The organism is Limnospira sp. PMC 1279.21 (assembly GCF_032349615.1).
In the GTDB taxonomy this organism is placed as follows: domain Bacteria; phylum Cyanobacteriota; class Cyanobacteriia; order Cyanobacteriales; family Microcoleaceae; genus Limnospira; species Limnospira fusiformis.
This window is the reverse complement of record NZ_JARPLU010000056.1, coordinates 1-13,261: the sequence shown is the minus strand read 5'-3', so window position 1 is coordinate 13,261 and position 13,261 is coordinate 1. Positions and strand designations below refer to the sequence as shown.

13 protein-coding genes are annotated in these 13,261 nt (G+C 49.8%); 10 read left to right on the top strand and 3 right to left on the bottom strand.

What is annotated here, in order from left to right:
• The coding region (locus tag P5683_RS10800; RefSeq protein ID WP_396442934.1) for a hypothetical protein at positions 1–188 on the top strand (188 nt) is incomplete at its 5' end.
• 8 nt (positions 189–196) lie between these two features.
• Here P5683_RS10800 and P5683_RS10795 read toward each other — a convergent pair.
• Entirely contained in the window at positions 197–1,921 is a 1,725-nt protein-coding gene (locus tag P5683_RS10795) for a diflavin flavoprotein (protein WP_193521006.1), read from the bottom strand.
• Positions 1,922–2,015: 94 nt separating this feature from the next.
• On the bottom strand, positions 2,016–3,755 hold the full coding sequence (locus P5683_RS10790; protein WP_008049709.1) for a diflavin flavoprotein: 1,740 nt from the start codon (positions 3,753–3,755) through the stop codon (positions 2,016–2,018).
• A gap of 405 nt (positions 3,756–4,160) precedes the next feature.
• Between P5683_RS10790 and P5683_RS10785 the strand changes: the two genes are divergently transcribed.
• The 8 genes from P5683_RS10785 (at position 4,161) to P5683_RS10750 (ending at position 9,630) form a co-directional block, all read left to right on the top strand.
• A complete protein-coding gene (locus tag P5683_RS10785) occupies positions 4,161–4,844 on the top strand; it encodes a Uma2 family endonuclease (protein ID WP_315644892.1) in 684 nt (227 codons plus the stop codon).
• Positions 4,845–4,858: 14 nt separating this feature from the next.
• On the top strand, positions 4,859–5,128 hold the full coding sequence (locus P5683_RS10780; protein WP_006669982.1) for a type II toxin-antitoxin system ParD family antitoxin: 270 nt from the start codon (positions 4,859–4,861) through the stop codon (positions 5,126–5,128).
• 111 nt (positions 5,129–5,239) lie between these two features.
• The gene (locus tag P5683_RS10775; RefSeq protein WP_315644893.1) at positions 5,240–5,899 is read left to right on the top strand and encodes a Uma2 family endonuclease; all 660 of its coding nucleotides are present in this window, start codon (positions 5,240–5,242) and stop codon (positions 5,897–5,899) included.
• Positions 5,900–5,927: 28 nt separating this feature from the next.
• Positions 5,928–6,218 (top strand): nucleotidyltransferase family protein, encoded by a 291-nt coding sequence (locus P5683_RS10770; protein ID WP_006624758.1) that lies wholly within the window; start codon positions 5,928–5,930, stop codon positions 6,216–6,218.
• Complete coding sequence (locus P5683_RS10765) at positions 6,215–6,451, top strand: HepT-like ribonuclease domain-containing protein (protein ID WP_315639840.1); 237 nt, start codon at positions 6,215–6,217, stop codon at positions 6,449–6,451. Before P5683_RS10770 ends, P5683_RS10765 begins: the two co-directional genes overlap by 4 nt.
• A gap of 667 nt (positions 6,452–7,118) precedes the next feature.
• Positions 7,119–9,053, top strand: coding sequence for a PatA/PatG family cyanobactin maturation protease (locus P5683_RS10760; protein WP_315639839.1), 1,935 nt, complete (start codon positions 7,119–7,121; stop codon positions 9,051–9,053).
• Between the two features lie 91 nt (positions 9,054–9,144).
• Complete coding sequence (locus P5683_RS10755) at positions 9,145–9,360, top strand: cyanobactin biosynthesis system PatB/AcyB/McaB family protein (protein WP_006624746.1); 216 nt, start codon at positions 9,145–9,147, stop codon at positions 9,358–9,360.
• A 48-nt stretch (positions 9,361–9,408) separates the two neighbouring features.
• Positions 9,409–9,630, top strand: coding sequence for a cyanobactin biosynthesis PatC/TenC/TruC family protein (locus P5683_RS10750; protein ID WP_315641777.1), 222 nt, complete (start codon positions 9,409–9,411; stop codon positions 9,628–9,630).
• Positions 9,631–9,760: 130 nt separating this feature from the next.
• Here the strand turns inward: P5683_RS10750 and P5683_RS10745 are convergent, their stop codons facing one another.
• Positions 9,761–10,393 (bottom strand): Uma2 family endonuclease, encoded by a 633-nt coding sequence (locus P5683_RS10745; protein WP_111891245.1) that lies wholly within the window; start codon positions 10,391–10,393, stop codon positions 9,761–9,763.
• A 61-nt stretch (positions 10,394–10,454) separates the two neighbouring features.
• Between P5683_RS10745 and P5683_RS10740 the strand changes: the two genes are divergently transcribed.
• A complete protein-coding gene (locus P5683_RS10740; protein ID WP_315639838.1) occupies positions 10,455–12,749 on the top strand; it encodes a TOMM precursor leader peptide-binding protein in 2,295 nt (764 codons plus the stop codon).
• Positions 12,750–13,261 lie beyond the last annotated feature (512 nt).

Below are 13,261 nucleotides of genomic sequence, written 5' to 3'. Positions count from 1 at the left end.
GGAAGACTGATCAACCCGCCCTCTCCAAACCGGGTATTTGCTCACCTCCCCACAGAAAGATTGATCAACCCGCCCTCTCCAAACCGGGTATTTGCTCACCTCCCCACAGAAAGATTGATCAACCCGCCCTCTCCAAACCGGGTATTTGCTCACCTCCCAAGGGGAAGATTGATCAACCCGCCTTTTGAGGAGAAGATTAGTAAAAAGTTCCGGTTTTGCGATAGTGAACTGCTGTTACACCTTCATTATTTAATAGTTTGCCGTTTTGGACTTGAGCATAAATAACCCAGTGGTCGCCGCATTCCATGCGGTTTTTTACCTCACATTCCAAATAAGCCAAAGCATCATTTAAAATCAGACATCCGTTAGAGGCTTCTGTGGTTGATAAGGATGCAAATCTATCCTCACCGGGAGCAAACTTTTTCATAAAGTGTTTACGCAGTTGTTTACCTTCGTCCAAAATGTTTAAAACAAAGCGATCGCCTATGTGAGTCATGGATTCCATAGCGCGATCGCGAGCCACAGCCACAGTCAATCCTGGGGGGGTAAAAGTAGCTTGAGATACCCACGAAGCCAACATCCCACTTACCACCTCTCCACGGCGACAGGAGACCACGCACAGGGAACCCACCAAACGACCTACAGCCTGAGCGGTTCGGTCAGCACTAGCAGACTGGGAAGTAGATTTGAGAGCGCGGCGTTTTTGGTCACGTCGCAACATTTGGGCGAAATCAATAGCAGTTTCCTCGCAGGTTTGTAGGGTGATATCTGTGGGTTTAAACTTGACCCTAATTGGTTCAAAGCCGAATTTATAGCCAGCATCTTTTAACTTATCCGCGATTAAATCTACCGCCTCTCCACTCCAACCAAAGGAACCAAAAACCCCGGCTAATTTATTAGTTGATGCGGTATTTAGAATAATTCCCAAAGCGGTTTGTATTTGGGTGGGAGCATGACCGCCGAGGGTAGGGGAACCGATAATAAATCCATCGCATTTTTCAACGGATGTTTGAATTTCGGTAGATTTAGCGTGTTCACAATTAATCAATTCTACCGCTACTCCCGACCTAGTTAATCCTCTGGCGATCGCATTAGCAATAGAGGCGGTATTCCCGTAAGCAGAAGCATATAGCAGCGCCACATTCAAATCCTGAGATTTTTGTTTTTCACTCCATTGTCGATATAAATTAGTTAATTCATTCATCCCATAGCGAACTAAGGGACCGTGACCCGTGGCATAAAATTCAATGGGTGATAACTCAGCAATTTTATCTAAGATTGACAGAATTTTTTTGGGTTGTGCCGCATGGAGACAGTCATAATAAAACCGGCGGTCTTCGTTGTAGACTGACCAGCCTTCATCAAAGACTTGATCACCGCAGACATGAGCGCCAAAAAACTTATCTGTAAACAGGATTTTAGTACAGGGGTCATAGGTCAATAGACCATCAGGCCATCGGGGAGTTGGTGCGGTGATTAATTGCAGTTCATGTCCGCGACCCAGGTTTAATTTTTCCTCACTTTTAACTGTTAAAATATTTAAGGTTAATTCTGGGAAAGATTCCCGCAGCGCCAAGGTAGCGGGGTTAGAACACACCCAAGTAATTTGGGGAGCCTTTTCTAACAAGGCTTTAATTGTCGCCCCTCGGTTAGCGTTAAAATGCCCTAAAATCACATATTTTAGGTTGTTAAAATCTAAGCGGTCTTCCAGGGATTTCAGATAGTTGGCGGTAAAAGATTCTCCGGGAGGGTCGATAATCGCCACTTGGTCAGCTTCGATGAGATAACTATTAGCTGTAGTCCCCCTTTGTAGGGAATATTCTACCTCAAACTTGAGTCTATCCCAAGTGCGCGATCGCAAAACTTTTGTATCATTCCCAATCAAGAAAACTTGAACATCACGAGCTTTTGAATTATACATTTTTTTAAAGTAATGTGGTGAACATAGCAACCCAGGAAAGGCGGGTGATTTAGCCATATATTAGATATGAATCAACCCGCCATCAGGGAATTTTTTAGTAGTGATTTCCCACCTTGCGATGATGAACGGCTGGTAAAGCATCAGGGTTACTAACGCGACCGCCATCAATAGTGGCATAAACAATCCAATGATCGGTTAATTCCATGCGACTAGCGACCTGACATTCCAGATAAGCCAGAGCATCATTTAAAATCGGACTGCCATTATTAGCGGCTTGAGTTTTCACACCTTCAAAACGGTCGGCACCAGGGGGAAAACGCTTGAGAAAATGCTTCATTAAGGCTTGATAATTGTTCTCCTCCAACACATTGAGAACAAAGGTATCACCCACCTGCATTAGGGCTTCGATCGCCCTATCTTTAGCGACCGCAATAGTTAACCCCAGAGGTTCAAAACTCGCCTGAGACACCCAGGAAGCCAACATAGCGCTACTCACTTCCCCTTTAGTGGCGGTGATAATATATAACCCGCCACTAATGCGACCCAAGGCTTTATCAACATCGCTATCTAGGGATTTCATCTGCTTAATAGCCTTATCCCGACTGAGTAACTGTCCCATATCGGTTCCGGCTTCATCACAGAGTTTATAGGTGTTTTCGGTGGGGGTTTCTGTAATCCGAATTGAGGGAAAAGCGGGTTTAAGTCCGGCGGCTTTAAACTTGACTTCCAGGGGGTAAACAGACAAATCATTACCGCTACCAGATTCGTACAAACCAAAGGTTTGCTTTTTGTTGGTAGATGCTAAAATGGTGCTGATGGCTTCCTCGGCTTCCTGGGCGAGTTCGGCATCTTGACCAGATACGGGAGGCATTCCGATGACTAATCCGGTAGCCATACTAGCTAACTCGCGGATTTCCTGGTTATCAGCCGATCGCAGATCCATCATTTCGACAGCGACACCAGTTCTAGTAATTCCGTGGGCGATCGCTTGAGAAAGGCGATCGCTATAACCGAAATCGGAATAGTAAAATACCGCCGCCGTGGTTTCGGCTTTGGACTGTTCCTGACTCCATTTTTGATAGCGATCGGTCAATTCCTGAACGTTATGGCGCAGTAGGGGGCCGTGTCCGGTGGCGATCGTGGTAATATTTCCGAGTTGTTTCATACGCTTAATGGCGCTGAGAACAGACCGGGCGTTGGGAGCCATCAAACATTCATAGTAGAATCGATAATCAGCCTCAATGTCAGCCAGGTTTGAGTCGTAGGTGAGATCGGAACAGTAGTGCATTCCGAAAGCGTCGCAGGTAAAGAGAGTTTCGGTTTGGCGATCGTAGGTGAAAATAGTATCAGGCCAGTGCAGGTTAGGCGCGGAAACGAATTCCAGCACATGACCGTTACCGAGGTCTAATGTATCACCGTTTTTAACTTGTTGAGACTTAAAGGGTTGATGAACTAGGTTTTCTAAAAATTGAATGGCAACTTTTGCGCCGACGACGGTAATTTGGGGCGCAAGTTGCAGAATATCGGCGACTAAACCGCTGTGGTCGGGTTCTGTATGGCTAATAATCAGATAATCAATGGCGGCGGGGTCGATTAATCCTTGGAGAGTGTCTAGGTATAGTTGCCGAAATTTGGCGTGGGATGTATCTACTAAGGCGGTTTGGTCGCCACGAATGATAAATGAGTTATAGGTTGTACCGTTTTGCAGACCAAATTCGATATCAAAGCGATCGCGGTCCCAATCAAGCGATCGAATGGTGGTGGTGTCTGTAGTAACTTCTGCTACCTCAACGGTCAACCGACCTGCTTTAACCCGGTCAGTGAGGGCTACCATGTATGACCTCCCAAAATTTAGCTATCTAATAATGTGCAAGTTTACAGATATTCTGACACGGATACCGAATCTGTGGGGGTTTGAAAAATCTATCAATGGGTTAAGACCCACAAAACTCAACACCCAACTCTCCCGGCTTTTCTGATGATGGTTAAATTTGGGAAAAACTGCGGCTCAATTCCCACCAGAGAAGGTCGCCAAAGTGCGATCGCACCTGAGATGATGGTATAGGTGAATATGCTCAAGAAATCTTAACGCCGATGAAATTAACCTAAGTATCGCCAATGGGGGGGTAATCAAATAATTATCACCAATGGGAAATCGCCCCCATGAATTACGATTAACAATAGATGGCGATGACGGAATTGTTATAATCAAACCGTCCCCTAGTCTCTGGTCGATACTATGCAGATTCAATCTCCTATCTATCCGCCTTTGGAAAATGGCGATTCTCGTTCCGAGACGCTGCGCGAACGCCTAACTTACCGAGAATTTGAGCAACGTTACGCCGCCATGACTACAGATCAGAAAGCCGAATTAATTGAAGGAGTAGTTTATATGGCATCACCTCGGCGGTTTACCACCCATGCAGAACCCCACGGTCGTCTCATCACCTGGTTAGGGGTTTATCAAGCCGCTACCCCTTCCACCGCAATGGGTATTGAACCGACGGTTCGCCTGGACTCGGACAACGAATTTCAACCCGATGGAGTTTTGTTGATTCCGGGGGGAAGTTCCCAACTCACCTCAGAAGGCTACATTCAAGGCGCACCGGAATTGGTGGTAGAAATTGCGGCTAGTAGTGCGGCGATCGATTTAGGGGATAAAAAACGGGTTTATCGGCGCAATGGCGTGCAAGAATATCTAGTGTGGCAAATCTTCGACCAAAAACTAGATTGGTTTTATCTGGAGGAGGGAGTTTATCAGTCTCTTTCTCCCAATGATCAGGGGATTTTGTGCAGTCGGGTGTTTCCCGGTTTATGGTTAAACGCAACGCAACTATTACAAAATAATCTCGCCGCCGTTTTGGAAACCCTACAAGGGGGACTAGCTTCCCCAGAACATCAAGCCTTTATTCAACCGGATTAAAACAGAGGTGAGAAATGAATATATCGTTAAGTTCAGAAATTGAGCAGTTTCTGGAAAGTCTGGTAGAAAGCGGTAAGTATGCTTCGGCTGAAGATGCGATCGTCGCAGGTATTAGGCTGTTAGCAGACCGAGAACGCATTTATCAACGGCGGTTTGAGGAATTGCAACGGGAAATTATGGTTGGTGTTGCTGCTTCCGAAGGGGGTGAGGTTGTTGATGGGGAAACAGTTTTCTGCCAACTGCAACAGAAGCTACAACAACGTGGCCATCAAGATGATTTATGACTAATATTTGTCGGTTTACATCTTCCGCCAGCCGAGATACAAACATTTAACAATAGATGGCGATGACGGAATTGTTATAATCAAACTGTCCCCTAGTCTCTGGTCGATACTATGCAGATTCAATCTCCCATCTATCCGCCTTTGGAAAATGGCGATCGCCTAACTTACCGAGAATTTGAGCAACGTTACGCCGCCATGACTACCGATCAGAAAGCGGAATTAATTGAAGGAGTCGTATATATGGCATCACCCCTGCGGTTTACCACCCATGCGAAACCCCACGCCGATTTAATCGGGTTGCTATGGACTTATAAAATGGCAACCCCAGGGACAGAAATAGGCATTGAACCGACGGTTCGCCTGGACTCGGACAACGAATTTCAACCCGATGGAGTTTTGTTGATTCCGGGGGGAAGTTCCCAACTCACCTCAGAAGGCTACATTCAAGGCGCACCGGAATTGGTGGTAGAAATTGCGGCTAGTAGTGCGGCGATCGATTTAGGGGATAAAAAACGGGTTTATCGGCGCAATGGCGTGCAAGAATATCTAGTGTGGCAAATCTTCGACCAAAAACTAGATTGGTTTTATCTGGAGGAGGGAGTTTATCAGTCTCTTTCTCCCAATGATCAGGGGATTTTGTGCAGTCGGGTGTTTCCCGGTTTATGGTTAAACGCAACGCAACTATTACAAAATAATCTCGCCGCCGTTTTGGAAACCCTACAAGGGGGACTAGCTTCCCCAGAACATCAAGCCTTTATTCAACCGGATTAAAACAGAGGTTAGAACAACTTAACGACTGATGAATTTACCAGAGCGACTGCAAGAGAAACGAGAGGAAATTTTGGCATTAGCTGCCCAGTATGGAGCCAGCAATATCCGTGTTTTTGGCTCCGTGGCACGGGGGGAAGCCGATGCGGATAGTGATGTAGATTTTTTGGTGGAAATGCAGCCCGGACGCAGCTTGCTGGATATGGGTGGACTGCTGATGGAACTCCAAGAGTTACTAGGCTGTCGGGTTGATATTATCACAGAGAAGGGGTTACGTCCTAGGATTCGCCAACAAGTCCTAGCGGAAGCGATACGGTTATGAGAAGCGATCTCGAAAAATTGCTGGATATGTTGGAAGCAATAGAACGCATTGAGCGATATGCTGTTCAGGGGCGATCGACTTATGAGCAAAATGAACTGATCCAGACTTGGTTTATACAAAACCTTCAAATCATCGGAGAAGCTGCCCGCGCGCTGACTTCAGAAATCAGAAGCCAGCATCCAGAAATACCTTGGAAAAACATCATCGGAAAGCGGCAAGTATCCTTCGGCTGAAGATGCGATCGTGGCAGGTATTAGGCTGTTAGCAGACCGAGAACGCATTTATCAACGGCGGTTTGAGGAATTGCAACGGGAAATTATGGTTGGTGTTGCTGCTAACTGAGATGCACCCATTATGACACCCCCACCTCGCGCCCCGATGTGGGGAGAGCTTCATGTTATAAAACTTTACAAAATTGGCTCAAAAAGTCTTGACATCCTAAATTTCCCAAGGCTAAAGTAAATCTGAAACTTAAGTCTTGACATCCTAAATATAAAAAGGCTGAACTCAATCTGATGCTTGCAACATAATTGAATTTTTAGTACGGTTTTCGTCCATGGTTTATGGCGGTTTTCGTACTGTTTTTGCTTCGTATATTTTCCTCCGGCAACTGTCCATCCGTGTTTGTCCGGTTGTTCATTTTTGAGTATCCAGTTATCTAGCGTTTTCGTAAATTACGGAAACTCTACCTTTAATGGGGTTGAGGGAATTTCTGGTATTCCATAGCTCCAGAAACTGGTATAGCGTTTGACGCAATCATGATGTGCAGTCTTTACCCTAAGCCCCTCTCGCCATGATGGCAAGGGGTTTCGGATCGTGCTGGGTAGGTGTAAAAACTGCTATTTCAAGCCTTTTTAATGAATTGACGATAAAAACATGAATATCCTCGAAAATTTCTAGATGGAAATACTAGGACTCTCAGAATTACAAAACCGCACCCAAGGTTCTCCGGAAATCACCATCGCCGTCCTGGATGGCCCCGTCGATCGCACCCACCCATGTTTCCAAGGTGCTAACCTCACCACCCTGCCCACCCTGGTTCCCGATGCCGCCCGCAAGGACGGCAGTATGTCCGGCCATGGCACCCACGTCACCAGCATCATTTTCGGGCAACCCGACAGCGACATTCCCGGCATTGCCCCCCAATGTCGCGGCTTGATTGTCCCGGTCTTTGCGGACGATCGCTGTAGCGCCACCCAGCTTGACCTCGCCAGAGGCATTGAGCAGGCGGCCAACGCCGGAGCGCAGATCATCAACCTCAGTGGCGGTCAGTTAAGCGACTTTGGGGAAGCCGAGGGCTGGCTGGAAAACGCCGTCCGCCTCTGCCAGGAGCGGAACATTCTGCTCGTAGCGGCGGCGGGTAACGACGGGTGCGAGTGCCTGCACGTCCCCGCCGCCCTCCCCGCCGTCCTGGCGGTTGGTGCAATGGATGCTCGCGGGCAACCCTTGGACTTCAGTAATTGGGGGTCTAAGTACCAAACCCAGGGCATCCTTGCTCCGGGCGAGCAAATCTTGGGGGCCAAACCGGGCGGTGGGACGGAAAGGCTCAACGGCACCAGCTTCGCGGCCCCCATTGTTTCCGGTGTCGCTGCCCTGTTGTTGAGTCTGCAACGATCGCAGGGCGAAACCCCTGACCCCGCACGGGTGCGCCAAATCCTGTTGCAGAGCGCCCTGCCCTGTGACGCGGCCCTGCCTGCCGATGCCCAGCGATGTCTGGCAGGCCGAATCAATATCGCTGGAGCTTTAACCTTACTCACTGGAGGAAATATGTCTGAAGCACAAGAAGCCGTCACCCCCGCAGGTGTAGAACCATCGGGCGGTTGCGGCTGCGGTGGGGGTTTGTCTGTCCCCGATGCCACCCCGGCTCAGGAGGAGCCACAAGCTGCGGCTACTCCCAGCAACACTGTCCAATCATTCACCCCTACTCAATCTACCCCTATGACCTCTAGCAACGCCGTCACTCCCAGCCAAGCCCCCAGCGAACTGGCATCCAGCCAACTGGTTTATGCCTTGGGCACCTTGGGCTATGACTTCGGTTCGGAAGCCCGTCGCGACACCTTCAAGCAACTGATGCCTCCCTTTGAAATCAGCGAGGGCGTGTCGGTGCCGGCCAACCCCTACGATGCCCGTCAGATGGTGGATTACCTGGCCAGCGATATTTCTGAGGCTCGGTCTTTGATTTGGACGCTCAATATTGAGTTGACCCCGGTTTATGCCATTGAACCCAAAGGCCCCTTCGCCCGTGAAGCCTATCTGGCACTGCAAGAACTCCTGGCGGGTCAAATTCAGCCGGAACATGACGACGACTACATCGAGCGGGTCAGTATTCCGGGCATCTTGACCGGGCGCACGGTGAAGCTGTTCTCTGGGCAAGTTGTGCCGGTCATCGAACCCCAAAGCACGCGGGGACTCTACGGCTGGAAAGTGAACAGCCTCGTCAATGCCGCCTTTGAAACGGTACAGGCGGCCGAAGGTGAAGCCGATCGCGATGCCATGAGCCGCACCCTGGGCAGTTTCCTGAACCGGGTTTACTACGATTTACGGAACCTGGGTACAACTTCCCAAGACCGCGCCCTGAATTTCTCCGTCACCAATGCCTTCCAAGCCGCCTCGACCTTTAGCCAAGCCGTCGCCCAAGGGATGGAACTGGACAGCATCACGGTGGAGAAAAGCCCCTTCTGTCGGATGGATAGCGACTGCTGGGATGTGAAGCTGAAGTTCTTTGACCCGGAAAATAGTCGTCGGGCCAAGAAAATCTTCCGCTTCACCATTGATGTCAGCGATTTGATTCCGGTGACGTTGGGCGAAGTGAAGAGTTGGTCTTCGCCGTATTAATCTTCAAGGTTTGAGGCGGAGGAAAAGTCAACTTTCTAGCCGCCTCTCCTCTTTTTTCCGTTCCCAGTTCTTATCTACCCATCAAAAAACAATGACATTTCCTAAACAATCCGCCCCGGTTAAGCGACCTCATTTCACCCAACCCGCCTTAGCGGTGGATTTGGAGGATGGGGAGATCGAGGATTTGGTGCATATTCGGATGGATCTGCTTCACGGGGCGAACTATAACGACCCGGCCGTTTTTGCCCCGCGCAGCTACAACCAAGTGATGCACTCTGGCTTTGCCTCAATGGGTCGTTTTTTCTAACCCCAGAACATTGCCAATTTTTACTGTTCTTATTGAAATACGGAGACGATGATGGCGAAAAAAAACACCCCAAAAAATCCAGATGCTCTACCGGAAACTGCTCCGGCAGCTAACCCGGCAACACCACCCGCGCCCGCGCAAAAATCCTACATCCCCACCACTATGACGGGGCTACAGGATTATTCCTACTGGTGGGAGTATGCCCGCGAACACGCCAATAAACCCAAACCTAACAGTAAAACCTTTCGCCGAGGGCGGATTTGGGCCTGAGTCTTGGCTGCGAATTGATACCTTGAGTTTTGAGGCGATCAGGGCATTGTGAGGGGAGAGGGGGGAGCAAGGAGACTGACGCCTGGGGTTAAGTTTACCCCATCGCCTCGTTACCCTTTTCTCGGCTCCCCTACCCTCCGAGTTGCTGCTTCAGATCACGAATGGCTGCACTGGTATTCCTCTGATAGGCAATTTCTAAACATTGAGCAACGAGAGCGGCTGGATTTACCGCCGGGAAATATTGGCTTTGGGATGTGATGCTGTATTCATTGCCCTGAAGTTGGTAAATCATCAGTTGCTGGTTCCGAAATAGCCAGACTTCTGGCACTTGATAGGGCAGATAATCCTGCACGTCTGAGTAGCTGGTGATGTCAATTTCTAATACCAAATCTGGCGGGGGGTCATTGCGCCAATCAATCCGTTCCTTACCGGAAACCGCTTGCCAATGGTCAATGTAAAAACAATAATCTGGTTCAATCCCGCTTTCTTCTGGCAGTTGCATTGTCACGGGTGTGAAAGCATCGTATTCTCGCTCCTGATTATCCAGCAAGGTTGTAATGATGGCAGCAATTAAATGAGCATCTCGACCATGTTTGGGTAAAGGCGACATCAACAATACTTCTCCAGAACGATATTTAAGCCGAGGAATGGAACCATCTCCCCGCTGTTCGCACAATGCTTGATATTCCTGCCAGGTGGCAGGCGATCGCATGACTGTTCCGGCGGAAAGATAAAGTTTTTGCGGTGAAACGACGGTCAACATTTCTTCACCTCTGTATTTTTGCCTGATCAGTATTGTACTAACCCTTATCTTCCTCTACCCTATGTCCTTCCAAATCAAACCCCACTACCACATCGAAATCATCGCCCCTAAACAGGTCTATCTCTTGGGGGAACAGGAGAACCACGCCCTCACTGGGGGACTCTACTGCCAAATTCTTCCCTTTCTGGACGGCAACCACTCTCGCGAACAAATTGCCGACAAGCTCAACGGTGAAGTCCCCCTCGACCATATTGATTTCGTTCTCAATCGCCTCAGCGAAAAAGGCTACCTGATTGAGTCTGCACCAGAACTGGCTCCCGAAGTTGCTGCTTTTTGGAGTGAACTGGGTATTGCCCCCGCAGTCGCCGCCCAAGCCCTGAAACAACCCGTCACCCTCAAAACCGTCGGAAACCGCATTAGTGAGGGTATGGTTGACATTCTGGGGGCTGCTCTGGGCGATTTAGGCATTCCCCTCCAACCCACCGAAGCCGAGGCTGCTCTGGCGATCGCCCTCACGGACGACTACCTTAACCCAGACCTAGCCCCCCTCAACCGTCATCAGGTCGAAACTGGCCAACCTTGGATTTTAGTCAAACCCCTGGGGAGTGTCCTCTGGCTCGGCCCAGTCTTCAAACCGGGAGAAACGGGCTGCTGGCACTGCCTCGCCCAGCGTTTGGAGGGCAACCGGGAAGTGGAAGCCTCGGTGCAGCGCGAAAAATACGCCGCTGCCCAAACCAACGGCAACATCCCTCACTCCGTCAATAGTTATCTACCCACAGCCCGCGCCGCCTTGCCTTCGACGTTGCAGACGGCCCTTCACTTTGCGGCGACGGAAATCGCCAAATCCCTTGTTCTTGCCCAGTCCCCCACGCCTTCCCCATCCCTGGAGGGCAAATTAATCACCTTCAACCAGCGCACCCTGGAGTTCAAAACCCACAGCCTCATCCGCCGCCCCCAATGCCCCACCTGTGGCGACCCGGAAATCCTCCAGCGTCGAGGGTTTGAGCCTGTGGTTCTGGAATCTCGCGAGAAACATTTCACCCGCGATGGCGGCCACCGCGCCCTCACTCCGGCCCAAACGGTGCAGCAGCATGAGCATTTAATCAGTCCGATTACGGGAGTGGTGACGGAATTGGTGCGCGTCACCGACCCGGCTAACCCTTTGGTGCATACCTACCGCGCCGGACACGCCTTTGGGGGGGCGACTTCCCTGCGGGGACTCCGGAGCACCCTGAAACATAAGAGTTCGGGCAAGGGCAAAACCGACAGCCAATCCCGCGCTAGTGGTTTCTGTGAGGCGGTGGAGCGTTATTCGGGCATTTACCAGGGGGATGAACCGCGCCAGCAGGCGACGTTCGCGCAGTTGGGGGAGTTGGCGATTAATCCTGAAGATTGTCTCTGTATTAGTGACAGCCAATTTGCCCGCCGTGAGGAGATTAATCAAAATCGCCAAGCCGCCCATGACTGGATTCCCCAACGCTTTGACCCTGACCAAAGCATTGACTGGACTCCGGTTTGGTCGCTAACGGAACAGTGTCACAAATACTTACCCACGGCTTTTTGTTATTACAACTATCCGATGCCGAAAGGTCAACGCTTTTGCAGGGCTGACTCCAATGGCAACGCGGCGGGGAACACCCTAGAGGAGGCGATTTTACAAGGGTTTTTGGAATTGGTGGAACGGGACAGTGTGGCGCTGTGGTGGTATAACCGCTTGCGTCGTCCGGCGGTGGATTTGAGCAGTTTTGATGAGCCTTACTTTTTGGAGTTGCAACAGTTTTATGGGGAGAATGACCGGGATTTGTGGGCGTTGGATTTGACGGCCGATTTGGGGATTCCTGCTTTTGCGGGGGTGTCGCGGCGCAAGGTGGGCAACTCGGAACGGTTGATTCTCGGTTTTGGGGCGCATCTTGACCCCACCATTGCCATTCTCCGCGCCCTAACGGAGGTAAATCAGTTGGGCTTGGAACTGGACAAAGTACCGGATGACCAACTGGATGGCGATGCCAAACGTTGGCTCTTGGAAGCGACGTTAGAGAATCAGCCCTATTTGGCTCCTGATGCTGCTCAACCGCTGAAAACGATGCAGGACTATCCGAAACGCTGGGGGAATGATATCCGCGAGGATGTGACTACCTGTGTGGAGATTGTGCGGGCGGCGGGGTTAGAAACGTTGGTACTAGACCAAACTCGCCCAGATATTGGTTTGAATGTGGTCAAGGTGATTGTGCCGGGGCTGCGTCATTTTTGGTCACGGTTTGGGCCGGGGCGGCTTTATGATGTGCCGGTTCAATTAGGTTGGCGGGAAACTCCAACTCTAGAAACTGAAATGAACCCGATGGCGATGCCATTTTAATGGGTAATCACTGGATTAATTTTTATGGAGGTTCTCATGATGTATAACCCTCACCCCAAACCCCTCTCCCAAAGAGGGCGAGGGGCTTTAAACCGTACATCACAGCTTGGGAAACCGCTATATTCTGGTTTTTAATAATGTTTCAGTCGGGGCTGAAAGCTGACTGCTGAGGGTTCTGTGGCGACCGAAAAAGTGATTTTGCGCCGGAAGATTGCGCCTATTTTTTGGTCGCCTAACTCAGATAAAATATCAATTTCTAAAAGGTAAATAAATTGAAGAAAACTGTTGACAAAAACGAGAGATGTGTTTAATATTTTCAGCAAGGGCAATATCTAATCCCTTGAGTGGGTTTTATAGAGTTTGCTTGCTCCCTCAATTGCCGAATTGTGAGAGCTGGAAAATCGTTGCAGGTTCTCGAAAATTGGGAGGCTTTGGGAAGTTCAAAGTCAAGACAGAAAGTTTTGTTGGACGGAATGGGGTGCTACCCCAAACGAGAATTTTCGTGCCGCGCC

Bases quoted from the DNA above. Each gene is read 5' to 3' on its own strand.
- P5683_RS10765 (WP_315639840.1), top strand. From the start codon at position 6,215: ATGAGAAGCGATCTCGAAAAATTGCTGGATATGTTGGAAGCAATAGAA.
- P5683_RS10740 (WP_315639838.1), top strand. From the start codon at position 10,455: ATGTCCTTCCAAATCAAACCCCACTACCACATCGAAATCATCGCCCCT.
- P5683_RS10775 (WP_315644893.1), top strand. From the start codon at position 5,240: ATGCAGATTCAATCTCCCATCTATCCGCCTTTGGAAAATGGCGATCGC.
- P5683_RS10755 (WP_006624746.1), top strand. From the start codon at position 9,145: ATGACATTTCCTAAACAATCCGCCCCGGTTAAGCGACCTCATTTCACC.
- P5683_RS10785 (WP_315644892.1), top strand. From the start codon at position 4,161: ATGCAGATTCAATCTCCTATCTATCCGCCTTTGGAAAATGGCGATTCT.
- P5683_RS10795 (WP_193521006.1), bottom strand. From the start codon at position 1,921: ATGTATAATTCAAAAGCTCGTGATGTTCAAGTTTTCTTGATTGGGAAT.
- P5683_RS10745 (WP_111891245.1), bottom strand. From the start codon at position 10,393: ATGTTGACCGTCGTTTCACCGCAAAAACTTTATCTTTCCGCCGGAACA.
- P5683_RS10770 (WP_006624758.1), top strand. From the start codon at position 5,928: ATGAATTTACCAGAGCGACTGCAAGAGAAACGAGAGGAAATTTTGGCA.
- P5683_RS10760 (WP_315639839.1), top strand. From the start codon at position 7,119: ATGGAAATACTAGGACTCTCAGAATTACAAAACCGCACCCAAGGTTCT.
- P5683_RS10780 (WP_006669982.1), top strand. From the start codon at position 4,859: ATGAATATATCGTTAAGTTCAGAAATTGAGCAGTTTCTGGAAAGTCTG.
- P5683_RS10790 (WP_008049709.1), bottom strand. From the start codon at position 3,755: ATGGTAGCCCTCACTGACCGGGTTAAAGCAGGTCGGTTGACCGTTGAG.
- P5683_RS10750 (WP_315641777.1), top strand. From the start codon at position 9,409: ATGATGGCGAAAAAAAACACCCCAAAAAATCCAGATGCTCTACCGGAA.